The 22,449-nt window shown below is 34.1% G+C and carries 25 protein-coding genes and 1 other RNA gene; 11 read left to right on the top strand and 15 right to left on the bottom strand.

The genetic code is table 11. The features are described 5' to 3' along the window. Positions 1-42: 42 nt before the first annotated feature. The 6 genes from IIF7_RS16615 to IIF7_RS16640 all read right to left on the bottom strand — a co-directional run bounded on the left by IIF7_RS16615 (position 43) and on the right by IIF7_RS16640 (position 4,732). Positions 43-981, bottom strand: a complete 939-nt coding sequence (locus tag IIF7_RS16615) for an alpha/beta hydrolase family protein (RefSeq protein ID WP_084842824.1) — start codon at positions 979-981, stop codon at positions 43-45. A 235-nt stretch (positions 982-1,216) separates the two neighbouring features. Continuing rightward, positions 1,217-1,975, bottom strand: coding sequence for a hypothetical protein (locus tag IIF7_RS16620; protein ID WP_084842825.1), 759 nt, complete (start codon positions 1,973-1,975; stop codon positions 1,217-1,219). Between the two features lie 98 nt (positions 1,976-2,073). Further along, positions 2,074-2,799 (bottom strand): Dph6-related ATP pyrophosphatase, encoded by a 726-nt coding sequence (locus IIF7_RS16625; RefSeq protein ID WP_084842826.1) that lies wholly within the window; start codon positions 2,797-2,799, stop codon positions 2,074-2,076. An 85-nt stretch (positions 2,800-2,884) separates the two neighbouring features. After that, positions 2,885-3,298, bottom strand: coding sequence for a type II 3-dehydroquinate dehydratase (aroQ, locus tag IIF7_RS16630; protein WP_084842827.1), 414 nt, complete (start codon positions 3,296-3,298; stop codon positions 2,885-2,887). Positions 3,299-3,434: 136 nt separating this feature from the next. After that, positions 3,435-4,013, bottom strand: a complete 579-nt coding sequence (locus IIF7_RS16635) for an outer membrane beta-barrel protein (RefSeq protein WP_386274714.1) — start codon at positions 4,011-4,013, stop codon at positions 3,435-3,437. A 113-nt stretch (positions 4,014-4,126) separates the two neighbouring features. Continuing rightward, positions 4,127-4,732 carry a porin family protein gene (locus IIF7_RS16640; RefSeq protein ID WP_084842829.1) on the bottom strand — a complete coding sequence of 202 codons (606 nt, stop codon included), beginning with the start codon at positions 4,730-4,732 and terminating at the stop codon, positions 4,127-4,129. 116 nt (positions 4,733-4,848) lie between these two features. Here IIF7_RS16640 and xerD point away from each other — a divergent pair, with 116 nt between their 5' ends. Then, the gene (gene xerD / locus IIF7_RS16645) at positions 4,849-5,748 is read left to right on the top strand and encodes a site-specific tyrosine recombinase XerD (RefSeq protein WP_084842830.1); all 900 of its coding nucleotides are present in this window, start codon (positions 4,849-4,851) and stop codon (positions 5,746-5,748) included. A gap of 145 nt (positions 5,749-5,893) precedes the next feature. Here xerD and rny read toward each other — a convergent pair whose 3' ends face one another. From rny to IIF7_RS16665, 4 genes are all read right to left on the bottom strand, one after another. Next, positions 5,894-7,477, bottom strand: coding sequence for a ribonuclease Y (gene rny, locus IIF7_RS16650; RefSeq protein ID WP_084842831.1), 1,584 nt, complete (start codon positions 7,475-7,477; stop codon positions 5,894-5,896). Positions 7,478-7,526: 49 nt separating this feature from the next. Next, positions 7,527-7,643, bottom strand: a non-coding RNA gene (gene ssrS, locus IIF7_RS16655) — 6S RNA. 52 nt (positions 7,644-7,695) lie between these two features. Beyond that, the gene (locus tag IIF7_RS16660) at positions 7,696-7,989 is read right to left on the bottom strand and encodes a cell division protein ZapA (RefSeq protein ID WP_084842852.1); all 294 of its coding nucleotides are present in this window, start codon (positions 7,987-7,989) and stop codon (positions 7,696-7,698) included. Positions 7,990-7,995: 6 nt separating this feature from the next. Further along, positions 7,996-8,286: a hypothetical protein gene (locus tag IIF7_RS16665; RefSeq protein ID WP_084842853.1), complete on the bottom strand. Its 291-nt coding sequence runs from the start codon at positions 8,284-8,286 to the stop codon at positions 7,996-7,998. Between the two features lie 183 nt (positions 8,287-8,469). Between IIF7_RS16665 and IIF7_RS16670 the strand changes: the two genes are divergently transcribed. Then, on the top strand, positions 8,470-10,164 hold the full coding sequence (locus IIF7_RS16670) for a M23 family metallopeptidase (protein WP_084842832.1): 1,695 nt from the start codon (positions 8,470-8,472) through the stop codon (positions 10,162-10,164). A gap of 65 nt (positions 10,165-10,229) precedes the next feature. Here IIF7_RS16670 and IIF7_RS16675 read toward each other — a convergent pair whose 3' ends face one another. Continuing rightward, complete coding sequence (locus IIF7_RS16675) at positions 10,230-11,378, bottom strand: cysteine desulfurase family protein (protein ID WP_084842833.1); 1,149 nt, start codon at positions 11,376-11,378, stop codon at positions 10,230-10,232. Positions 11,379-11,467: 89 nt separating this feature from the next. Here IIF7_RS16675 and IIF7_RS16680 point away from each other — a divergent pair, with 89 nt between their 5' ends. Next, entirely contained in the window at positions 11,468-12,484 is a 1,017-nt protein-coding gene (locus IIF7_RS16680; protein WP_084842834.1) for a hypothetical protein, read from the top strand. 19 nt (positions 12,485-12,503) lie between these two features. Here the strand turns inward: IIF7_RS16680 and IIF7_RS16685 are convergent, their stop codons facing one another. Further along, a complete protein-coding gene (locus IIF7_RS16685; RefSeq protein ID WP_084842835.1) occupies positions 12,504-13,058 on the bottom strand; it encodes a Smr/MutS family protein in 555 nt (184 codons plus the stop codon). Next, on the bottom strand, positions 13,058-13,267 hold the full coding sequence (locus IIF7_RS16690) for a hypothetical protein (RefSeq protein ID WP_084842836.1): 210 nt from the start codon (positions 13,265-13,267) through the stop codon (positions 13,058-13,060). The genes IIF7_RS16685 and IIF7_RS16690 overlap by 1 nt, the downstream gene beginning before the upstream one ends. Before the next feature lie 91 nt (positions 13,268-13,358). On the opposite strand from IIF7_RS16690, the gene IIF7_RS16695 reads away from it, so the two are divergent. From IIF7_RS16695 to IIF7_RS16705, 3 genes are read left to right on the top strand one after another with little or no spacing between them, the layout of a single operon-like run. Continuing rightward, positions 13,359-15,149: a T9SS type A sorting domain-containing protein gene (locus tag IIF7_RS16695; protein WP_084842837.1), complete on the top strand. Its 1,791-nt coding sequence runs from the start codon at positions 13,359-13,361 to the stop codon at positions 15,147-15,149. A gap of 19 nt (positions 15,150-15,168) precedes the next feature. Continuing rightward, positions 15,169-15,450 carry a DUF2752 domain-containing protein gene (locus IIF7_RS16700; protein ID WP_176218983.1) on the top strand — a complete coding sequence of 94 codons (282 nt, stop codon included), beginning with the start codon at positions 15,169-15,171 and terminating at the stop codon, positions 15,448-15,450. A gap of 5 nt (positions 15,451-15,455) precedes the next feature. After that, positions 15,456-15,779: a CCC motif membrane protein gene (locus IIF7_RS16705; protein WP_084842838.1), complete on the top strand. Its 324-nt coding sequence runs from the start codon at positions 15,456-15,458 to the stop codon at positions 15,777-15,779. Positions 15,780-15,846: 67 nt separating this feature from the next. Here the strand turns inward: IIF7_RS16705 and rocD are convergent, their stop codons facing one another. Then, positions 15,847-17,091 carry an ornithine--oxo-acid transaminase gene (gene rocD / locus IIF7_RS16710; RefSeq protein WP_084842839.1) on the bottom strand — a complete coding sequence of 415 codons (1,245 nt, stop codon included), beginning with the start codon at positions 17,089-17,091 and terminating at the stop codon, positions 15,847-15,849. Between the two features lie 166 nt (positions 17,092-17,257). Between rocD and rlmD the strand changes: the two genes are divergently transcribed. The 3 genes from rlmD to IIF7_RS16725 are packed head-to-tail and all read left to right on the top strand — an operon-like array spanning position 17,258 to position 20,000. Next, positions 17,258-18,667: a 23S rRNA (uracil(1939)-C(5))-methyltransferase RlmD gene (rlmD, locus tag IIF7_RS16715; RefSeq protein WP_084842840.1), complete on the top strand. Its 1,410-nt coding sequence runs from the start codon at positions 17,258-17,260 to the stop codon at positions 18,665-18,667. Beyond that, entirely contained in the window at positions 18,667-19,251 is a 585-nt protein-coding gene (locus IIF7_RS16720; RefSeq protein WP_084842841.1) for a DUF6452 family protein, read from the top strand. The genes rlmD and IIF7_RS16720 overlap by 1 nt, the downstream gene beginning before the upstream one ends. Next, positions 19,251-20,000, top strand: a complete 750-nt coding sequence (locus IIF7_RS16725) for a DUF6048 family protein (RefSeq protein ID WP_084842842.1) — start codon at positions 19,251-19,253, stop codon at positions 19,998-20,000. Before IIF7_RS16720 ends, IIF7_RS16725 begins: the two co-directional genes overlap by 1 nt. Here IIF7_RS16725 and IIF7_RS16730 read toward each other — a convergent pair. After that, entirely contained in the window at positions 19,997-21,154 is a 1,158-nt protein-coding gene (locus IIF7_RS16730; RefSeq protein ID WP_084842843.1) for a THUMP domain-containing class I SAM-dependent RNA methyltransferase, read from the bottom strand. The two genes, IIF7_RS16725 and IIF7_RS16730, sit on opposite strands and share 4 nt — an antisense overlap. 146 nt (positions 21,155-21,300) lie before the next feature. Between IIF7_RS16730 and IIF7_RS16735 the strand changes: the two genes are divergently transcribed. Then, entirely contained in the window at positions 21,301-21,969 is a 669-nt protein-coding gene (locus tag IIF7_RS16735; protein ID WP_084842844.1) for a ZIP family metal transporter, read from the top strand. Positions 21,970-21,972: 3 nt separating this feature from the next. Next, a complete protein-coding gene (locus IIF7_RS16740; protein WP_084842845.1) occupies positions 21,973-22,404 on the top strand; it encodes a DUF4268 domain-containing protein in 432 nt (143 codons plus the stop codon). The last annotated feature ends 45 nt before the right edge of the window (positions 22,405-22,449 follow it).

The following is a 22,449-nucleotide window of genomic DNA, read 5'->3' on the forward strand; positions in this document are numbered from 1 at the left end:
TCGATTTTCAGGGCTTTTTTCATGTCTTTTTTTTAGAAGATGTTAGTTTACCAAATACTTTATTGCCTGTTTAGACATTTCACTGTAATTATGCCCAACGTTTTTAACCGTATCAACTTTCCAATTAAAATCCCATGATTTCTTTTCTGCTAAATTGAAAGTGGTTTTGTAGAAATATGAACCTCGTGCTAAACGATGTTCACCCTGTTGCATGGCTAGCTCTGTTTCTCTAAAAGTTCCCAGACTTGGATCATTATCATTTTCTCCTAAAAGAACGATTAATTCTTTCTCAAAAGACTTTTGAAGACTATTCGAAGAGATATCAGTTTTTTCTAATCCGTAAGGATATTCTAAATCTTTGATTGGTAAAGTATAAAATCCTGCATTTGCTGCGATTGCTTTATTGATTCTAGCTTCTGGCATTAGCAAAATCATGCGATGTACAAATTGCCCTCCGGCAGAATGCCCAAAAAGATCATAATTTTTATTCGTAATCTCGTTAGTTTCTTTTACGTGATCAAAAATATTTTCTATTACCGTATAAGCCCACTCTTCTTTAGGATTACTGGTTCCGAAAAAGGTAAATAAATTACCTTCCTGATAATCGTTAGTGGTATACTTTGAAAACTTGTTGGCAAATTCAGGTGCTAGAACCAGTATATTATGTTCTTCAGCAATATTTTTCCAGGCATCCAGGTAATCGTCTGCATTTCTACCTCCGCCATGCATTACAAAAATAATTCTATCATTATTCTTCCAATTCTCAGGTTTATACGTCCAGACTTTTATCGATCTTCTTTCATTTGTTTTATAAGCATACATCACAAAAGAATCGGTACCTGTTTTTAGTTTTTCTACTTCAGTAACTTCTGGACCTTTGGGAAGCACGTATAAGTAAACATATCCAAAAACTCCTAAAATAAGGATGGTAAAGAGTAAAACAAAAAAGACTCTTTTTAAAATTTTAAAAAATTTATTCATTTTTAAGTTGAAGGTTGTTCTTCTATTTTAGATAATTTCAGGTTAGAAAATTATAATTAGTATTTCAGAAAAGAATTACACTCAATAAATTCAGGCTAAAAATCACTTATATCGATCTCGTATAACGATTAAAATTAATGATTTTCTGATTAGAACTAACGTCAGCAATTCCTAGTTGTATTCCAACTTATTCGAATCCGCAGTAATTAAGATTATACATTGTTACGGGCTGTTTTTAATAATATTGGTATTGTGTATATTGAAAATTTTGTGCTCTTCTTAAATAAAAAATGTCCGTGATTAATTCGTCAATTTCGTCAACTATTTTATTAAGTTTTGTAGTTCGCTCAATTTTTGCTTCTCCGAGAGTATTAAAGTCAATTTCGCTTTCGTCTGCTACGAGCTGTTTTAGTGATTTAATATAAAGATCTTTTTGTTTTGATATGTCGTAAGTCTTTTGAAAATCTTCCTTGCTTTTCGGAAGTAAATAAATTGAATATTCGGCGTAACCTAAAATCCTTGATTGTTGATGTCCAAAGTAAGTTCCTCCATACTGAAAATGTTGAAATAGTGAATTTATATTGAGATAAATGTATATGAGCTTTTTACGCTCTTTCTCATATTTCTTTTCACCATTTTTTTGCTTTAAAAAATAAGCGTACAACGTATAATAAATATCTTGCTCAAATTCACTTCTAAATTCTCCTTTGTCATTATCATTGAAATATAATTGATCAGGATCATTAGGGTAATCTTCAAAAAATTCCGGATGCTTATTTATTATGTTATTAAATTCATCTTTTGCGAATTTTAAAGTGTCATTAAGTTCTGTTGTGATTAGTATAGTATCTTTTTGTGTGTAGAATTTTGAATTATCTATGTCTTGATTTTGAGTATACAGTTCAGCCCCAGTTGTATTGTCAATTTTTTTAAGATTTTTATCGCAACTTAGAAGTCCAATTGCAAATATCAATATGTATAATTTTTGTTTCATTTTGGTTGTTTCAAATTCCCTACAACAATTTATAGCAAAGGCTAATAAGACAAGTAGTTCAGTTTCTGAATTCCCACTTCAAATTTTCAAAAGTTATTTTAATTATTGATCAAATCACAATACCAAAATCCCGTATCCCAATTGGTTTGTTCATCTGTAAAGCAATTATCTTCGCCTTCTTCTGCTTTTTGATAAGTTCGGTAGACTTTCTCTCCGATTTCAAAATTAATAGCTTCAGAAAAAATTGGTCCGTCGAAAACAAAGCTGTGAAATTCGCCATTTTCACCACAGGGATCTACACTTTTAGGCAAATCTTCCAGAAATTCATGATCGATCACTCTTCCGCAGAAAGATTCGTCTAAATATTTCGCATTAGTACAAACAACGATCGCTTTAAAGCCTAATTCGATAAAATCCTCGACTAATTTTTTGGTGTCCTTTTTCCAAAGTGGATAAACTCCGCTTAAACCGACTTTTGCCAGCTGCGCATCTCGATATTCCTTTAAATCTTCTAAAAATATATCGCCAAAACATGCAAAATCGACACCCGCTGCCTTTAATTTTTTAGTTTCGGCTTTCATAACTTCATTATAGGTTTCCATAGAAACATTTCCAGAAAATTTAGCCAATTGCAAAGGCAAGCCAAGGCTTTTTGCCTGAGCTTCGAGTAATGCTACACGCACACCATGCATCGAAATTCGGTTTACATCGGTATTAATGGCAGTAAATAGCTTAACGATTTCAAAATCGTCTTCCTGCTTAAGTTTATATAAAGAAAAAGCAGCATCTTTACCACTACTCCAGTTTAAATAGGCTTTTTTCATACCGAATTGAAAATGAAAAATTCCTTCTTTATCTGAAGGAATCTTGAATTAAATTAATGCTGAAATTATCGAATTTCAACCTAAATCATAAAAAGCTTTGTATCGCAAGATCGTAGCTTTTGAGTCCGAATCCCAAAATAACGCCTTTTACCACCGGCGATAAAAAGGATTTATGCCTGAAACTTTCACGAGCATGCGTGTTAGAAATATGCACTTCGATAACCGGAGTTTCGATCGCTTTTATCGCATCTGCAATAGCCACTGAGGTGTGCGTATAGGCCGCAGCGTTTAAAATTACGCCATCAAATTCTTTACGGGCATCATGAAGCATATCGATAAGTTCACCTTCGATATTACTTTGATAATAAGAAAGTTCGACGCTATCGAACTTTTTCTGTAGATCATTAAAATATTCTTTGAAGGTCTGATTCCCGTAAATTTCAGGTTCACGAGTTCCTAGAAGGTTAAGATTTGGCCCGTTGATGATCAGTAATTTCATGCTATGTATTATTAGAAAAACCCCTCAGGTCAATCCTTGGAGGTATTCGTTTGAAAATCCTCTTTACAGAGAGAAAAGTAAAGGTATAAAAAAAGCGGAAGAAAAATCTTCCGCTTTAAATCATAATTATATGCTGCTAAAACTTATAACCTACTCCTATACTTAGTGCATTAAAACCTGCATCTATATCTGTTGAACCAGCAGCATCTCTAATCTCTTTAGTGTATCTATTTGTTAGTTCAAAACTATATCGGGCTTCAATGAAAAAATTATCTGTAATTGCATAACCTGCACCAAAAGCTAAATCGATTCCCAAATCATTAAAAAATTCAATATTTTCAATAGAATAATTATCCAAAAAAATAGTTGCTTGTGGACCTCCTAAAAGATAAAAGCCCGAATTTTCTATATAATACTGAGCCAATAATGGTACTACAATGAAGTTTGTTTCATCTGCATTTGCATAATTTACGGAAGGCTGAAGATGAAATTTTTCGGATAGTGTAAGATCAAACACAGCTCCTAAAAAGAAACCAGAAGAATTTCCAGAATAGCTTACGTCATCTGAAGAACTAGAAGATTCTCCTTCAATATTTGTATATCCAGCCTGAATTCCGAATTCTACAGTTTGCGCTGAAACTGCGAAGCTGGCCATTAACAAAAGAGCGAAAAATAAATGTTTTGATATGAATGATGAATTAAAGTTTAATCTAATTTAATTCATTTTTTTTGTGTTATCATTTCTAAACGTTTAATAAAAAAGCGGAAGAAAAATCTTCCGCTTTAAATCATAATTTGGTTAGTTAGATTGGTTAGTTTTTAAGCTGTTTAGAACATAAATCCTACACCAGCTTGCCATACTGAGTTATGTACGTCTGCATCTTCAAAAGTTTCAGAAAATCCATAAGTATATCTACCCTGGATAAAGAATCCGTTATTGAACTTGTACTCGATACCTGCTGCACCACCAAATTCAAAATCTTGAGCTTCTGGATATGGATTATCAATGTCTCCACCGTCGCTTAATGGTTGGTAATCGATTTCTTCATTTACTTTAAAGTTAAAAGAAGGACCTGCCTGTACGCTTAATCCATCTACTAAATAGATCTTAGCTAAAACTGGTACACTTACATAATCTAGTTGATACTCTACATTATCGTCTGTATCTGCAAAATTTTCCTGATCGATCTCAAAGATCTCATATCCTTGTCCTGAATATAAAACCTCTGGCTGGATTGAAAATCCACTAACTACTGGAATTTCTGCAAGTAAACCTACGTTGAAGCTTGTTCTGGAATTATCTGAACTAAAATCATCCCCGGTAAAATCTGCGAAGTTCACACCACCCTTAATACCAAAATTCCACGCTTCCTGAGCACTCATAGTAGTTGCTCCAAATAATACTAAAGCAATAATTAAAATTGACTTCTTCATAATAACATTTTGTTTTTGATTACAGGGGCAAATGTAGGCGTGCACTTCTTAAAGAAAACTTAGCAAAGGCTAAAGTATTACTAAGTTTAAACCTCCTTAAATTGTATCTTTAACACATGAAATGGGAGCAAATTTTAAAGGATTACCTAAGCTATTTAAAGTTAGAGCGCGGACTTTCAGCTAATTCGATTAGCAGTTATGAACTGGATCTTATTAAACTTATTAATTTTTTAAAAGTTAAAAGTATTTCTACAACTCCGCTTACAATAGATCAGGAAACACTGCAATTATTTTTATATGAGATAGCAAAAGAGCTAAATGCAAGATCTCGCGCAAGGTTAATTTCGGGTTTAAAAAGCTTCTTCAATTACCTGATTTTTGAAGATTATCGAGAAGACAATCCTACAGATCTCATTGAAGCTCCAAAAATTGGTAGAAAATTACCCGAAACAATTTCAGTAGAAGAAATAGATGAATTAATTGCGGCCATAGATTTAAGTAAAGCTGAAGGAGAACGTAATCGTGCGATTCTAGAAACACTTTATGGTTGCGGTTTGCGAGTATCAGAATTAACTAATCTTAGAATATCAGATCTTTATTTTGACGAAGGCTTTATAAAAGTAACCGGTAAAGGCGATAAACAGCGTTTTGTACCTATTTCAGATTACAATATAAAATACATCAATATCTATAAAGATGAAGTAAGAACGCACCAGGATGCAAAACCTGAAGCTAGTGATACGCTTTTTTTAAACCGAAGAGGTGGCCAGTTAACGCGAGCGATGATTTTTACAATTATTAGACAGTTGGCTGAAAAAGCTAATATTAGGAAAAAAATTAGTCCGCACACCTTTAGACATTCTTTTGCGACACATCTTTTGGAAAATGGAGCCGATCTAAGAGCTATACAACAAATGCTGGGTCACGAAAGTATTACCACTACAGAAATCTACATGCACGTAGATAGAACCTATTTAAGAGAGATTTTGGAAACCTATCATCCCAAAAAAAATTAACTGGTATTTTATAGAATTTTGAACTTATATAAGTTTTAAATTTTTTATTTCCAAAACAAAAAAATCCCCGGAAATTCCGGGGATTTTTTGTTGCACTTAATCGTAGACTAAAACTGAAGTCCAGATTATATAATTTTAGCATTAATTATTTTGCAATATTTACTGCTCTTGTTTCTCGAATCACAGTCACTTTAACCTGACCAGGATACGTCATATCTGTTTGAATCTTTTGAGAGATCTCAAAGGATAAGTTACTTGCCTTTTCATCGTTTACTTTTTCACTCTCTACGATCACACGAAGTTCTCTACCTGCCTGGATCGCATAAGCTTTCTTAACGCCTCCAAATCCAAAAGCAATTTCTTCAAGATCTTTTAAACGTTGAATGTAAGAATCCAACACCTGTCTTCTGGCACCTGGTCTAGCACCGCTAATCGCATCACAAACCTGAACAATTGGAGAAAGTAATGAGTTCATTTCGATCTCGTCATGGTGAGCACCAATGGCATTACAAACTTCTGGTTTTTCACCATGCTTCTCTGCCCATTGCATTCCTAAAATTGCGTGAGGAACTTCAGTTTCCGTTTCTGGCACTTTACCAATATCGTGCAGAAGTCCGGCACGTTTCGCTAATTTTGGATTTATACCTAATTCAGCAGCCATTACACCACAAAGTTTGGCAACTTCACGAGAGTGTTGCAATAAGTTTTGGCCATAAGAAGAACGATACTTCATTCTACCAACCATCTTAATTAATTCTGGTTGTAAACCGTGGATTCCAAGATCGATCACGGTACGTTTTCCTATATCGATAATTTCTTCTTCGATCTGCTTTCTGGTTTTTTTCACCACCTCTTCAATACGAGCCGGATGAATACGACCATCAGTTACCAATTTATGCAAGGATAATCTCGCAACCTCTCTTCTTACAGAATCGAAACAAGAAAGAATAATTGCTTCAGGAGTATCATCTACAATAATCTCTACACCAGTTGCAGCTTCTAAAGCTCTAATATTACGGCCTTCACGACCAATAATTCTACCTTTTACATCGTCACTTTCAAGGTTAAATACAGAAACACAGTTTTCTACCGCTTCTTCTGTTCCTATACGCTGGATGGTATTGATAATGATCTTTTTGGCCTCCTGTTGTGCAGTAAGTTTAGCTTCTTCAATTGTATCCTGAATTAAAGCCATAGCATCAGATTTAGCAGCATCTTTAAGACTTTCTACTAATTGTGCCTTAGCTTCATCTGCTGAAATACCCGAGATTACTTCTAATTGCTGTACTTTACTATTGTGCAATTTATCGATCTCTTCCTGCTTTTTCTCCAGGTAATCGTTTCGATGCTCGTAATCTGCAATCTGCTCTTCCAGCTGCTTGCCTTTATTCTCTAATTCTTTGTTTAATTTTTTGTTTTTAGAAAGCTCACTAGAAACCTGAGATTCTTTATCGCGAGTACGCTTTTCTGCATCACCAATTTTCTTATCTCTTGCAAGTATTACCTTTTCGTGCTCAGATTTTAATTCGATGAATTTCTCTTTAGCCTGAAGGATTTTATCTTTCTTTATACTCTCGGCTTCGTTTTTTGCTTCTTTAATAATTCCGGCAGCTTTACTCTGAGCTTCCAGAATAGTGCCCGAGGCTTTTTTCTTTTCTAAAGATTTGGCAATGGCAAAACCAATACCAAGCCCAACTACTACTCCAACTATCGCTAATATTATATCCATACTTCTTGTTTATATATAAAAAAAGCCTGTATTAGTAGATGTTTTGTCTAAACTCCTTAAAATCAGGTTTAGGGCTAACAAGCTGATCAAGAATCCGTAATCCCAAAAGGGAACGGCGCGCTTTTACAACTTAGACTCACCCTCTTTAAAGAATTATCTGTTGAGTTTATCAAAAAATAACTAATACAGGCAGTAACCTTAGTTTTATTTAAAGAACGTTATGAGGCCATGTGCTTTTGCAATAACTCGTTAAGTGACCTTAACTTATCTTCTGCTTTTTGCATTTCCTCACTTTTATCTATATCTTTTTGTTCCGTTTGGGCTGCAAACTGTAAAGCACACATTGCCAGTACATCCTGCTTATCCCTTACGGCATAACTTTGCTCAAATTGCTTAATCATAGCTTCGATTTTTTTTGCAGCTTTTCGTAATCCCTCTTCTTGTCTGGGATTAATTGTTAGGGGGTAAACCCTATCTGCAATCGAAATTTTTATTTTAAGCTTGTCTTCCATCCACATTTATTCAGATAACTGAACGATACATTGATCGATCTCCCTAATAAGACTATTTATTTTAAGCTTAGTTTCCTTTTTATAATCATTACTGCCAAGCATCGCATTTGCTGCTTTTAGATCTTTTATCTGGCCGTTAGAATTTTCTAATTCTCCCTTTAACCAGGTATTTTCAGATTCTACCGCAGTCATTTCCTGTTGTAGTGATTGCATTTCCTGCTTAAGCAACTCGTGCCTGTGCAGTAATTTACTAATCCTATTTTCAAGATTATCAACTATTTCGGTGATCTCGCTCATAAAAGTCAAACTCGATACTAATCCTTACAAAGTTAACATACCGTTTTAAATTTGCAATGATTTTTTATTTCAATTTTCGTTTTTAAGCCTTGTAAAGTCTAACTTTCTAAATCATAGTGATTTAATTTTGCACGAAGTTTGATTACCTTTACGCAAGTAGAATTTAATGATTTTTGACGATATATGAAGCGATTTTTCAGCCTTTTTTTGGTTTTATTTCCTCTGGTAGCCAGTGCACAGATAAGTAATGTTCCCCAAGACTATTTTAAAGATCCTCTGGATATTCCCTTAATTTTATCTGGAACTTTTGGCGAATTAAGATCTAATCATTTTCATGCAGGATTAGATATTAAAACACAGGGACGGCAGGGATTAGAAGTAAAAGCTTCAGCAAAAGGTTTTATAAGCCGAATCAAAATTCAGCATTATGGCTACGGAAAAGCTTTATACGTACAACATCCAAATGGTTACACTACCGTTTACGGTCACTTAAAAAAGTTAGCTCCAAAAATCGAAGAATACCTGAAAGAGCGCCAATACAATAAAGAATCTTACGAGATTGAATTGTTTCCCGGCGCTACCGAATTACAGGTTGAACAGGGAGAAGTAATTGCTTACAGCGGAAATACCGGCGGTAGCGGCGGCCCACACCTGCATTTTGAAATTCGGGACGGCAGCCAAAGACCAATGAATCCAGAAATGTTTGGTATTGATATTCAGGATACTCGAGATCCTATTGTAGATGGATTATTTGCGTACCCTATTGGCGAAGGCGCTCATGTAAACAATTCAGCTAATCGACAAAAATTGCGATTAATTCCGCAGAATGATGGCTCTTACACTACCAATGCTTTGGAAGCCTGCGGAGAAATTGGATTCGGAATTTCAACTGTAGATCAAAAAAGTCTTGCTCCAAATAAAAACGGAGTTTATAAAATTGAAGCCAGTTTAAATGGTAGCCCTGTGATGAACTTAGATTTTCAACGTTTTTCTTTTGCTGAAAGCAGGTATCTGAATTTCCTTATTGATTACGAATATTACTCGAATCACAGAAAAAGAGTTCAGAAATTATTTAAAGAAAGTAATAATCCGCTTAGTATTTATAATGGTGTTGTAAATGAAGGAAAATTAGATATTGAAGATGGACTGGATTATAATTATGTGGTTGAAGTAACCGATTTTAAAGGAAATTCTAAAACCATTAGAATCCCAATTAAAGGAAATTTCTCTGGAGAGATCACTCCAAAAGATGAAATAAAAACCGATTATTTCACCAATTACAACGAAACTTTCTCTATCGAAGAAAACGGAATAGACATTTACATTCCTAAAAATGCATTGTATTACGATACATTTTTAGATATCGAATTTATGGGTGATACCGTAAAAGTGCATCATGATGATGTAGCCTTGCATAAAAATATTACCATTGGTTTTGATGTAAGCGATATCCCTGCTGAAGAAAAAGAAAAAATGTTTATTGCACAAATAAGCAAGTATGGGCGCCCAAGTTATTCTACAACTTATAAGAAACCAACACGCTTTACCACCGGAACACGCAGTTTTGGAGAATATACACTGGTTTCAGATGTGAATCCCCCTTCAGTGCGACCCGTAAATTTTTATGATGGGCAGTGGATTTCAGGAAATAGTGATCTAAAAGTAAAAATAAGTGACGATTTAAGCGGAATCCAAAGTTTTAGAGCAACCGTAAACGGTAAATGGATCCTGATGGAATATGAATATAAAAACAATACGCTAACACACGATTTTTCTGATGGTGTAGTTACTGAAACCGAAAATGATTTCAAACTAATTGTCACCGATAATGTAGGAAATACGAATACCTACGAAGCCAAATTCTTTAGAAAAAATTAAGCCTAAAAATAACCAAAAACGCCTCGCAATTGCGAGGCGTTTTATATTAAAACTCGATTAAAGAGTTAAGATTCGATAAATTCTTTAAGTGTTTTTACCACATAATCGATCTCTTCTTTTGTGTTATATTTTGAAAATGAAAATCGGATAGAAGGGGTTTGTAAATCTTCTTCTGAAAGGAAAGCATTTAAAACATGCGAACCTTTATCGCTTCCACTTTGGCAGGCACTACCTTTAGAACAGGCAATTCCTTTTAAATCCAGCTGAAACAAAAGCATTAAAGCTTTTTCTTCACTAACCGGAAGATTTACGTTGATCAAAGTATAGGTACTTTTCTCTAGATCGCCAGATTTCCCGTTAAATTTAACTCCTGGAATTTCCTTTTTAAGCGCTTCGATAAAATGAGATTTTAAAGCGGTGGTATAGGCTTTTTCTTCTTCAAGATTTGTGTAGGCCAATTTAAAAGCTTCCTCTAAACCTACAATATTGTGTAGACCTTCTGTACCTGCGCGATATCCACGCTCCTGCTCTCCACCAAAGATTAGCGGTTTTAAACCACTATTTTTTCTGATAAAAGCAAAACCAACACCCTTAGGTCCGTGAAATTTATGTGCGCTCACTGCTGTAAAATCTACCGGAATTTCCTGCAAATCTAACTCGTAATGCCCAATAGACTGTACCGTATCTGAATGAAATAAAGCTTTATATTCTTTACAAAGTAAGGCTACCTTTTTAAGATCGAGCTTATTGCCTACTTCATTATTCACATGCATTAAACTTACCAGCGTTTTAACATCAGAGCTCTTAAGACGATCTTCCAAATCAATTAGATCAACTTCACCTTCCGCAGTAAGATTTACATATTCAACTTCAATATCAAAACAATCTTTCAGCTGATTTACTGAATATAAAACAGCATGATGTTCAATTTCCGAAGTTATAATTCGTTTTACTCCAAGATCCCTAACAGCACTATTAAGGGCAAGATTATCAGCTTCAGTACCGCCAGAAGTAAAAATAATTTCAGCAGCAGTTACATTTAATTGTTTTGCAATTGTTTTTCTGGCTCTCTCGATTAACGATTTAGCAGAACGCCCAAAACTATGAGTAGATGAAGGGTTTCCATAATTTTCCTGCATCACTTCAGTAATTTTAGTAATCACTTCAGGACGCATTTGGGTTGTGGCGGCAGAGTCTAAATATACTTTTTCCATGGTGGGCAAAGGTAATGGTATTTAAAATAATTTTAAAGAAGCTCCGTTGAAAATCTATAAAACTTCTATTTTTGTTCAAAAGCTTTTTTATGAAAAAGATATTAGGCGTTTTAAGCCTTGCTTTCTTAATGTTCTCTTGTGATGATGGAGATATTGTTGTAACAGATTTTGCTATTGAAGATGCCGATCTTGATGTTTGTGGATTGGATGAAAAAGTAATTTTTGCCGTAAATAACGATGGTGTTTACGAAAGTATTTCATTAATCCTTGATGCTACAGGACCAATAAACGATACCGTAAACGGTGCTTTAATTTCTGAAATTGGAGACCATCAATTTAACCTTAGTAGCAATAATCGCTTAATTTACAGGATTTATGATGGTCCTATAGATAGTGATTATTTTTGTTCTTCTGTACCGCCAAGTACACCACGAGTTATACAGGAATTTATTAGTGGTGATGCAGGTACCGTAACCATTAGCGTAGCTTACACTGATAATCTTGAAGAAACAGCCGATACAGATGGCGACGGAGTTCCTAATTATTTAGAAGGTTATGATCCTAATTTATCTGATGCAGAAATGTTGGATACAGATGGCGACGGTATCCCAGATTATTTAGACATCGACGATGATGGCGACAATGTGCTTACCGAAGATGAAATAAATCCTGAAGAAGGATCCTGGGAAGAATTTGACTTTTTAGATACCGATGGTGATGGTACTCCAGATTATCTTGATCCAGATGATGATGGTGATGGCGCACTAACACGTAATGAAGTAAACGGTAACGATCTTGCAAATTTAGATGAAGGCCAATATTTAAATCCATTAAACTATGACCAACAAGATGGAATTCCAGATTATTTAAATAGCGAGTTTCAGCGTAACTTCGATAATCCAACCTACATACAGAATGAAATTCAGCGTAGTGTTGTTACCGAAGTAACAATTTCAGGATTTAGTTTAAGAGACAGTGACGGGAATTCTCCAGATATCAACACTAATATTGCATTCGAAATGGGAAGCTTTACTTCTTCATTTACCATTATCTACGAAAGAAATGTAAATAATGAAGAAGAGGAAGAAGAAACCGAAGTAGAGTAATAAACTAAAAATTACCGGATTAGGAGTTCTGGAAAATATAAACTTCAGTAGCTCCTAATCCATATCTTTGATAATTTGCATCATAAAATTTCACGTTTTCGTATCTACTAAAAAGGTACTCTAATTCAGCTTTTAAAACTCCTTCGCCAACTCCATGAATAAAAACGATTTTCTGAATTCTTTTTCGAATGGCAAACTCTAATTGTCCCCTGGCAGTATCTAATTGCTTGGTAAGAATATCGTGATTGGATAAACCTTTTTTAGACGGAAGCAATTTTTCAATATGTAAATCGACCTCCATTGCCGGAATTTGTTTTTCCTTTTTTTTACTGAAAGCCCTTTTTTTATTTTTTCTGAAATGTTCTTTTTCCTGAAGTGCCTCTACTACATCATCTCTTTCCAGCTCCAATAAAGGCTCAACGTCCTTTTTGATCTTTACCAGATCTTTAGACTGAAACTGCATAGGAAAACCATCTGAAGTTTCGACGATTAAAATATCTCCCTTAATTTCAACAATCTCACCTTCAATATCATCGTCTAAAACCTGAACTATATCTCCTTTAGTAAATTCCATTATTCAGTCTCGTTTTCCTGATCTTTTTTATAATCATCTTTAGTAGCCGACCAGAATTGAGTTGCTCTATATAATCCAAACATTAAAATTACCAAACCAATGATCTTTGCATAAGGAGAATCATCGGCCAGTGACATTCCGTAGATCAAAATAACAGCCCCAACTATAATTACAAGAGTATTAAGTATTTGCGATTTATTCTTTTTCATCTTTTTTTTAAAACCGTTCGTCTAATTTTTAAAAAATTTCGTAAATTCAATGGAAATTTGAAGTATTTTTGTATGCAAATTTAATTTAATTATGAAGCAATATTACATAATATTAGCACTAATCTTTCCTATACTTGTTAATGCACAGGTAGATTTGTACGTGGCGCCATCTACTAATGGTGACAGTTATGTTTATGTGAATGATGAAATATTGTTTGTTACAAAAGGAATTAACCTTAAGAAAAATAGTACAGGTTCTACAGAAGCCAGTATCTATTTAAGAAATGAAGCGCAATTACTTCAGGGTGATAATATTGAGAATTCAGGTGACGGCTACCTTTCAGTTTTTCAGGAAGGAACTTCTAATGCTTTTGATTATAATTATTGGGGAATGCCTGTAAAAACTGAAGGTAAAACTCTAAACCAAATACTATACGAACCGGTAGACAAAACTCTGAGCACTCAGGCCAGAATGACATCAAATCTTAATGGTTCTGCAAATCCACTAACAATTTCAACAAGGTGGATTTATAAATTTTCTGGTGTTGGCTATAGCTCCTGGCAGCATATTGGTAATAATATTAGCCAGCTTCCAACCGGATTAGGATTTACAATGAAAGGAACTAACGGTACAAACAGCGTTACCGTAAATGGCGTTCAAAACAATCCAGGCAGCGAACAGCGATATGATTTTAGAGGTATCCCTAATAACGGAAATATTACTGTAAATATTAATGGCAGCAATACTTTATTGGTAGGGAATCCATATCCGTCAGCGATTGATCTTAATGCTTTTTTAATGGATAATAGCGATTCCACTACTGGCATCGCTTATTTCTGGGATAGTGTTGAAAATGGTAATTCGCACTATTTACAAGATTATGAAGGTGGATATGGCGCATATTCACCGGGAGCAAACGATTATGTTCCGGCTACCTTTAGAAGATACGCTAATCAAACTGGTGAAATTATCGAAAGAGACAATGATCGCAACGGTAGAGATTATGAATTAAGATATGCCCCAATTGGGCAGGGATTTAATGTAGTAGGCACACCTGAAGGTGGTACAGTTACATTTAAAAATAGCCACAGAGTTTACGATCCTAGCACGGATATAAAATCGCAGGCAAAATCGCAAGAGGAAACTACTAGTGCTAATTCTTCGGTTATTATCGATAACGAACAACCAATAAGAATTAGATTAAATGTTAGCTTAAATGACACTTATACCAGACAACTTCTAGTAGCTTTTAATAATTCTTCTACCACCGGTCCAGATAGAGCTATGGATGCTCCTATGTTTGGAAAGCTTGCTAGTGATGCTGCATTCAATATTGATGGTGGCGAGTATATGATTAATGTATTACCTTTTGATCGTTCTAAAATGATCCCATTAAATGTCTTAACTGCAAACGAAATGGAAGTTGATTTCTTCGTGGCAGGTACAGATTTTCTAGATAACGAAAACATCTTTTTATACGACTCTGAAAATAATCGATACACCGATATTAAAAAAGAACATTATAAAGTACAATTAAATGGTGATTTTAAAGATCGCTTTTTCATTGCATTTGAAAATGATCAACCAACAGAGGAAGAAAAAGTTCAGGCAAGCGCAGAGGAAGAAGAATTTGTAGCTGCTATTGATGTTTTTCAAAATAATAACGAAGGTCGTTTACAGGTAGCCGTACCGCAAAATGTGCAGGTAAAACATATTTCAGTTTACAATCTAAACGCAGGTGCTGTTATTAGTAAAGACGTTTCTAGCTCTGAAAAACAATTTAGTTTCTCTACTGCAAACTTAAGAGATGCTATTTATATTGTTCAGATCAATACAGTAGATAATAGAACAGTAACTAAGAAAATTACAGTTAAAAATTAATACGGGTTACGAAGAATACATGCTTCCCTGCCTTAACAAAACACTGCTTGGTGTAGATTGTTATGGTTGTGGTGGTCAAAGAGCTGCTATCCTTTTATTTCAGGGACATTTTAAACAGGCTTTTTTAATGTATCCCGCTATTTACACTCTTTTAATTTTTGCTATTTTCTTAATTATAAATTTGAAATATAGATTTAAAGGCGATTTTAAAATTAAAATCGCCTTTATTATTTTAAATGCATCAATAATGATAATTTCGTATATCTTTAAAATGATGCAATTTTATAACCTAACCAATTAATATCAATCATGAAGGAAAAATTACCTAATTCCACACTAATTTTAGTTTTTGGAATACTATCAATCATCGGCTGTTGTTGCTATGGATTATTCGGAATCGTATTTGGAATCTTGGCAATCGTACTTGCGAACAAAGCCAAAGATCTTTACGCTGCCAATCCAGAACTTTATACAGGTTACGAGAATGTAAAAACCGGCCGAATTTTAGGAATCATAGGTTTAGTTCTTAGTGTACTTTCATTTATTTCTGGAATAATAGCAATTATTACAGCAGGAGGCATAGAAGGACTAATGGAAATGCAAAGAGAAATCTACGGATCAGGATTTTAAAAAATTATGCTATATAAATAAAAATCCCCGAAATTTCGGGGATTTTTATTTTGATTTGCAATCTTATTTATTTCTCGAACTCTTTTAATGTTCTTGTAATAATATCTACACAATCTCTTAGCTGTTCTTCATTCATAACCAAAGGTGGCGCAAAACGAATAATATTACCATGCGTTGGTTTAGCTAATAAGCCATTTTCTTTTAAAGCCACACATATATTCCAAGCAGTAGAACTATCTGGCGAATCATTTATAACGATAGCATTTAAAAGACCTTTACCTCTTACTAACTCAACAATGTTAGACGTTCTTATATAATCATCTAAAAGTCTACGGAATAAACCTCCCAGCTTTTCTGCATTCTCGGCCAATTTTTCATCCTTTATAACCTCTAATGCTGCGTGGGCAACTGCGCAAGCAAGTGGATTTCCTCCAAAAGTTGAACCATGTTGGCCAGGTTTTATTACATCCATTACATTATTATTGGCTAAAACAGCTGAGACAGGATATACCCCACCTGAAATTGCTTTACCTAAAATAAGAACATCAGGTTTTACTTCTTCGTGATCTACAGCCAGTAATTGTCCAGTTCTGGCGATTCCTGTTTGAACTTCGTCTGCTATAAAAAGTACATTATGTTTTTCACAAAGCTCCTTAGCTCTTTTCAAAAATCCTTTAGAAGGCACATAAACTCCGGCTTCACCCTGAATTGGTTCTACCAAGAATCCAGCAATATTCTCATTTTCATTCAGTGACTTTTCTAATGCATCGATATCATCATAAGGTATTTTTTGGAAACCCGGTGTATATGGTCCAAAATTCTTTCGTGCTTCCTCGTCGTTAGAAAAAGAAATAATTGTTGTTGTTCTTCCGTGGAAATTATTTTCACATACAATTATTTCAGCTTCAGTTTCTTTTACTCCTTTAGTCTCGTAAGCCCACTTTCTGGCAACTTTAATAGCAGTTTCTACCGCTTCAGCTCCAGTATTCATGGGTAATAATTTATCAAACCCAAAATATTCTGTAGCATACTTTTCAAATGGTCCAAGCACATCATTATGAAAGGCTCTGGATGTTAAGGTTAATGTAGCTGCCTGATTATTTAAAGCTTCCACAATTTTTGGATGACAGTGCCCCTGATTAACTGCTGAATATGCCGAAAGAAAATCATAGTATTTTTTTCCTTCTACATCCCAAACATGCACGCCTTCTCCTCTACTTAAAACAGCTGGTAACGGATGATAATTATGCGCACCATGCTTGTCTTCTAATTCGATAGCTTGTTGTGATGAATTAATTTTTGTTAATGGCATTCCTTTTTCAAATTTTTAATCATTAATAAATACAATTCCTTCTTGTTCTGTTATACAGATTAGGAGAGAAATCATCCAATTTTAATGTTTTCGCAATTTACTAAATGTTTACTGATTTTTTTAAGGACACCCACCTTTAATCCTGCAATTATTCTATTTTTGCGGTATGGGAAGAAGGAATAAAAATAAGCTTTTTGAAGCTGTTGAAGTTGTAGATGCTGGTGCTAAAGGTAAAAGTATTGCCAAATCACCAGATGGTCGCGTGATTTTTGTAAACAATGCCGTTCCTGGTGATGTTGTAGATATTCAGACTACAAAAAAAAGAAAATCATATTTTGAAGGTACAGCGATTAATTTTCATTCATATTCTGATAAAAGAGTTGAACCGGTTTGCCAGCATTTTGGAACCTGTGGAGGCTGTAAATGGCAGTTTATGGATTATAAATATCAGCTTGAATATAAACAACAGGAAGTAACCAACAATCTACAACGGTTAGGCAAGATCGAACTACCCGAAATAACACCAATCTTAGGAAGTAAAGAAATCTATTTTTACAGAAATAAAATGGAATTTTCTTTTAGTGATAGTCGCTGGCTAACTTTAGATGAAATTAAGAGTGGTAAGGATTTTGACGATAAAAATGCTTTAGGTTTTCATATCCCAGGAATGTGGGATAAAATCTTAGATATTAAAAAATGTCATCTTCAGGAAGATCCCAGTAATGCCATTAGAAATTTCGTAAAGATCTTTGCTACTCAAAACGATATTCCTTTTTTTAATACCAGAGCACAAAGTGGGCTTTTACGTACTTTAATGATAAGAACGGCCAGTACAGGTGAAATTATGGTTCTTATCCAGTTTTACGAAGAAAATAAAGCTGTTAGAGAACTTTTATTAAATGCTGTTGCTGAAGAATTTCCTGAAATCACCTCACTTCAATACGTTATCAATAACAAGGGAAATGATACTATTTACGACCAGGAGGTAATTTGCTATAAAGGCCAGGATCATATTTTCGAGGAAATGGAAGGTCTTAAATTTAAAATTAATGCTAAATCCTTCTATCAAACAAACTCTGCGCAGGCTTACGAGTTATATAAAGTTACTCGAGATTTCGCAGACCTTAAAGGTGATGAATTAGTTTACGATCTTTATACCGGTACAGGAACTATTGCTCAATTTGTTGCAAAACAGGCTAAAAAAGTAATTGGTGTTGAAGCTGTTCCTGAAGCCATAAGTGATGCCATAGAAAATGCTGAAAGAAATGGTATAGATAATACCCAATTCTTTGCTGGAGACATGAAAAAAGTTTTTACTGAAAAATTTATCAATAAACATGGCCATCCAGACGTTATCATTACAGATCCACCAAGAGACGGAATGCATAAAGATGTAGTTGCTCAAATTATAGGTATTTTACCTAAAAAAATTGTTTACGTAAGTTGTAATTCTGCAACACAAGCCAGAGACTTAGCTTTATTAGACGAGCATTACAAAGTGACCAAAGTGCAGCCGGTAGATATGTTTCCACAAACATTTCATGTAGAGAATGTGGTTTGTTTAGAAAGAAAATAATGAGGTTTATTAATTATAAAAGAGATTTTATTTTATCTATTTTCATCCTGATAATTTTTGCAGGATGCCAAAGAGATGACATTTGTCCAGAAACGGTAGATACCACACCAATGTTGGTAATCAATTTCTTTGATGCTACTACTAGAGAACCAAGAACTTCAGTTAACTTAACGGTTCGCGAAGTTGGTAGAGATCCATTAGACATGCTACTGTATAGAGAAAATAGCCAAAGCATAAGTATCCCGCTGAAAACTGGTGAAAATTCTACACAATATGAGTTTATATATAACGGACCTATTTACGATGAAAATGGGGAAATTGTGGAGGATGAAGACAATAGCCTAGAAACCAACATCGATATTATAGAGTTCAATTATGAACCTGAGGAAGAATATATCAACCGGGCCTGTTCATTTAAAGTAAACTATTTGAACATAGATTACATCACAGATGGAGGCGAAGATGATCGATGGATCACCAGAATGGAGTTTTTGGTAGATGACATCGTTTCATATAATTTTGGAGATGTAGACGAAGATGATGAAGATGCTTTAACCGCCCATTTAAATATCTATTTTGAGTAATGCCTAAAAAAACATACCGAAATTATACAAAATCGACTTTAATTTTTAGTGCACTATTCTTATTTATAGGTTGCAATTTTTTATTTGCCCAAAATCCAACAGAAGAAGAGATTATTTTAGAGTCGGCAGATACTATTTATAAAGAAAAGTATGGATTACGCGTTGGAATTGATATTAGTAAACTAGCCAGAACAGTTCTAGATGAAGATTACACCGGTTTTATGGTTGAAGCTGACCTAAGACTCTACGATAATTACTATTTAGCCGCAGAAATTGGAAACGAAACACTTCCTTTTGGCGAAGATTACATAAAAGTTTCTTCTTCCGGAAGTTTTGTAAAGATTGGAGCCAATTATAATGCATACGAAAACTGGGAAGGGATGCAAAATATCGTTTTTGCAGGTTTACGCTATGGATTTTCTACATTTAGCCAGGATATTGAAGAATATCAAATATACACCACTAACGATTATTTTGGTGATGATATAAGATTTGAAGGTATCGAAACTTCAGGATTAACCGCAAGTTGGATAGAGCTAATGGCCGGATTTAAGGTTGAAGTTCTTAAAAACCTCTACCTATCGGCAAATGTTCAACTTAAAAGAAGATTAAGCCAAACCACACCAGCTGGTTTCGATAATCTTACCATACCCGGTTTTGGGCGTACTTTTGATGACAGCAATTTTGGTATTGGATATGGCTATTCCATCTCTTATTTAATTCCTATCTTCAAAAAAGCGAAAAATTAGAATTGTTTCTTTCGCTTTTTTGATCCCTCATAAATTTCATATTTAAGGAAACGAGACTCTAGCCCACCATTAAACATTTTAACTTTTCTAGATGGTCTTAAACCTACATTTTTAAGTGCTTCATCTTCTGAAGTAATAAACCATGCTTCAGTTCCAGGATAATTCTGTTTCAATGTGTCTCCTAGTTTTTGATAAAATTCAGCAATATTTATCTGAAGTCTTTCCCCGTAAGGCGGATTAAAAACCATATGTAAGTGACGATCATTTAATTTTTCAGTCTCAAAAAAATCGGCTCTTTCAATTTTAATAAACTCAGACAAATTAGCATTTTTTACATTGTCCTTAGCCTTTTCTACTGCTGAAGGCGCTTTATCATAACCAACAATTTCAAAATGAAAATCTTTAACCTTCTTCATGCTTGAAGCTTCAATCTTCTCGAATAAATCTTCATCCCAATCCTTCCAACGTTCAAATCCAAATTCTTTTCGATTTATATTTGCCGGTATATTACAGGCAATCATTGCCGCCTCTATAGGAATTGTTCCACTACCACACATTGGATCTAATAGATCACATTGCCCGTGCCAGCCAGATTTTAAAATCATTCCGGCAGCTAAAATTTCATTAATAGGTGCAATATTAGTTGCAGTACGATACCCCCTTTTATGTAGAGAATCTCCACTGGTATCTAAGGAAACATTACACCAGGTCTTTTCAATATGTATATTTACACGTAAATCTGGAAATTTTAAATCGACATTTGGTCTTTTATCATATCGCTCACGATATCGATCTACTATAGCATCCTTTGTTTTTAAAGAAATATATTTTGAATGTGTAAATACTTCTGAATGTAAAGTAGCATCTACTGCCAGACTGCCGTTAACATCTAACACAGCCTCCCAATCAAGCTTTTTTATATTTTGATATAAATCATCTTCAGAAAATACTTTAAAACCAGCAAAAGGCTTTAAAATTTTAATCGCAGTGCGTAAACAAAGATTTGCCTTATACATAAAACCTTTATCACCCACAAAACTAACCATTCTATTACCTTCCTTAACATCCATAGCGCCAAGATCCCTTAGCTCTTTTGCTAAAATTGGTTCAAAGCCAAAGAAAGTTTTAGCGATCATTTTAAAATTACCTTGCATAGTCATTCTTTTAAAGAGTGGCAAAATTACATTATTTTCGCAGCAAATAATAACCTAAGCCAAATTGCTTAAAAAAATAATTCCCCCTGAAATCATTTAACAAAATAACCGACTAAGCATCGCCATAATTAATAGCAATATATTTAATGATTTTTATTTTACCACTTTTAGCAGTTCTTATAGGTTATTTAATTTCTCGATTTTTAAAACCATCGTCATCGGCTTCTTTTAAGCTATTATTATCTTTTAGTGGGGCTTATCTATTATCGGTTACCGTATTCGAACTACTACCTGAAGTTTATGAAACACAAGGAAAAGAAGTTGGAGTTTTTATCCTATTAGGTCTTCTTTTCCAAATTATATTAGAATTTATATCTAAAGGATTAGAGCATGGCCACATGCATCACGACCCAAATTCTAAGCAATTCCCTTTAATGCTTCTTATCAGCCTAGGCATACATTCTCTATTAGAAGGATTTCCGCTTAGTGAAAGTTCGCATTTATTATATGGCGTCGCAATCCATAAAATTCCAGTAGCAGCCATCTTAAGTATATTCTTATTCAATTCTAAAATTGGTCATTTAAAAGCCTCTTTGTTTTTAATATTATTCGCTTTAATGACACCATTAGGTAGCTTTATTAAACTACAATTCGATTTCATTCAAAATTACGGTTCGTATATTAATGCAGTAGTAATTGGTGTTTTTCTGCACATATCAACCACCATTTTATTTGAAGCTTCAAAAGATCACAAATTTAACGCATCTAAATTGTGCGTTATAATATTAGGAATATTACTAGCTTATTTCATGTAATCTATGTTTAGCAGAGAAGAAAGTAAAAAAATAAGACAGGAATTTTGGACAAGTTTTGGTCAGGAATATTCAAGAAAGTGGATACTCTACAATACTAAAGTTAAAGAAATTCAACTGAAATTTACATTCGCGCAAAAAAGAGCTATAGTATCCTTAGATATTGAAAGTGACGATATAATAATACAAGCTTATTATTTCGAAAAATTAGAATCTTTAAAAACTATTTTAAAGTCCGAATATTTGGCTAATATCGTATTTGATGCAGCGTATGAATTACCTGAAGGAAAAACGATTTCACGCATTTATATTGAATTACAAGATAAAGTTAGCATAAACAATAAAAGTGATTGGCCTAAAGTAAAACATTTCTTTGCTGAAAATATGCATCAAATGGAAATGTTCTGGTTAGAATTTAAAGACTTTATAACTTCATAAAACTTCCCGCATCTCCATGGGCCGTGAAGCTGCTTACCACGTGGA

The organism is Zunongwangia atlantica 22II14-10F7, from assembly GCF_002094855.1.
Lineage (GTDB): Bacteria > Bacteroidota > Bacteroidia > Flavobacteriales > Flavobacteriaceae > Zunongwangia > Zunongwangia atlantica.

Excerpts from the sequence above, each read along its gene's own strand:
- IIF7_RS16680 (WP_084842834.1), top strand. The coding sequence starts at position 11,468 with ATGAAAAAGATATTAGGCGTTTTAAGCCTTGCTTTCTTAATGTTCTCT.
- rlmD (WP_084842840.1), top strand. The coding sequence starts at position 17,258 with ATGGGAAGAAGGAATAAAAATAAGCTTTTTGAAGCTGTTGAAGTTGTA.
- rny (WP_084842831.1), bottom strand. The coding sequence starts at position 7,477 with ATGGATATAATATTAGCGATAGTTGGAGTAGTAGTTGGGCTTGGTATT.
- IIF7_RS16665 (WP_084842853.1), bottom strand. The coding sequence starts at position 8,286 with ATGAGCGAGATCACCGAAATAGTTGATAATCTTGAAAATAGGATTAGT.
- IIF7_RS16730 (WP_084842843.1), bottom strand. The coding sequence starts at position 21,154 with ATGCAAGGTAATTTTAAAATGATCGCTAAAACTTTCTTTGGCTTTGAA.
- xerD (WP_084842830.1), top strand. The coding sequence starts at position 4,849 with ATGAAATGGGAGCAAATTTTAAAGGATTACCTAAGCTATTTAAAGTTA.
- IIF7_RS16735 (WP_084842844.1), top strand. The coding sequence starts at position 21,301 with ATGATTTTTATTTTACCACTTTTAGCAGTTCTTATAGGTTATTTAATT.
- IIF7_RS16720 (WP_084842841.1), top strand. The coding sequence starts at position 18,667 with ATGAGGTTTATTAATTATAAAAGAGATTTTATTTTATCTATTTTCATC.
- rocD (WP_084842839.1), bottom strand. The coding sequence starts at position 17,091 with ATGCCATTAACAAAAATTAATTCATCACAACAAGCTATCGAATTAGAA.
- IIF7_RS16660 (WP_084842852.1), bottom strand. The coding sequence starts at position 7,989 with ATGGAAGACAAGCTTAAAATAAAAATTTCGATTGCAGATAGGGTTTAC.
- IIF7_RS16620 (WP_084842825.1), bottom strand. The coding sequence starts at position 1,975 with ATGAAACAAAAATTATACATATTGATATTTGCAATTGGACTTCTAAGT.
- IIF7_RS16690 (WP_084842836.1), bottom strand. The coding sequence starts at position 13,267 with ATGAAAAAGAATAAATCGCAAATACTTAATACTCTTGTAATTATAGTT.
- IIF7_RS16625 (WP_084842826.1), bottom strand. The coding sequence starts at position 2,799 with ATGAAAAAAGCCTATTTAAACTGGAGTAGTGGTAAAGATGCTGCTTTT.
- IIF7_RS16640 (WP_084842829.1), bottom strand. The coding sequence starts at position 4,732 with ATGAAGAAGTCAATTTTAATTATTGCTTTAGTATTATTTGGAGCAACT.
- IIF7_RS16675 (WP_084842833.1), bottom strand. The coding sequence starts at position 11,378 with ATGGAAAAAGTATATTTAGACTCTGCCGCCACAACCCAAATGCGTCCT.
- IIF7_RS16670 (WP_084842832.1), top strand. The coding sequence starts at position 8,470 with ATGAAGCGATTTTTCAGCCTTTTTTTGGTTTTATTTCCTCTGGTAGCC.
- IIF7_RS16725 (WP_084842842.1), top strand. The coding sequence starts at position 19,251 with ATGCCTAAAAAAACATACCGAAATTATACAAAATCGACTTTAATTTTT.
- IIF7_RS16700 (WP_176218983.1), top strand. The coding sequence starts at position 15,169 with ATGCTTCCCTGCCTTAACAAAACACTGCTTGGTGTAGATTGTTATGGT.
- IIF7_RS16695 (WP_084842837.1), top strand. The coding sequence starts at position 13,359 with ATGAAGCAATATTACATAATATTAGCACTAATCTTTCCTATACTTGTT.
- aroQ (WP_084842827.1), bottom strand. The coding sequence starts at position 3,298 with ATGAAATTACTGATCATCAACGGGCCAAATCTTAACCTTCTAGGAACT.
- IIF7_RS16685 (WP_084842835.1), bottom strand. The coding sequence starts at position 13,058 with ATGGAATTTACTAAAGGAGATATAGTTCAGGTTTTAGACGATGATATT.
- IIF7_RS16615 (WP_084842824.1), bottom strand. The coding sequence starts at position 981 with ATGAATAAATTTTTTAAAATTTTAAAAAGAGTCTTTTTTGTTTTACTC.
- IIF7_RS16740 (WP_084842845.1), top strand. The coding sequence starts at position 21,973 with ATGTTTAGCAGAGAAGAAAGTAAAAAAATAAGACAGGAATTTTGGACA.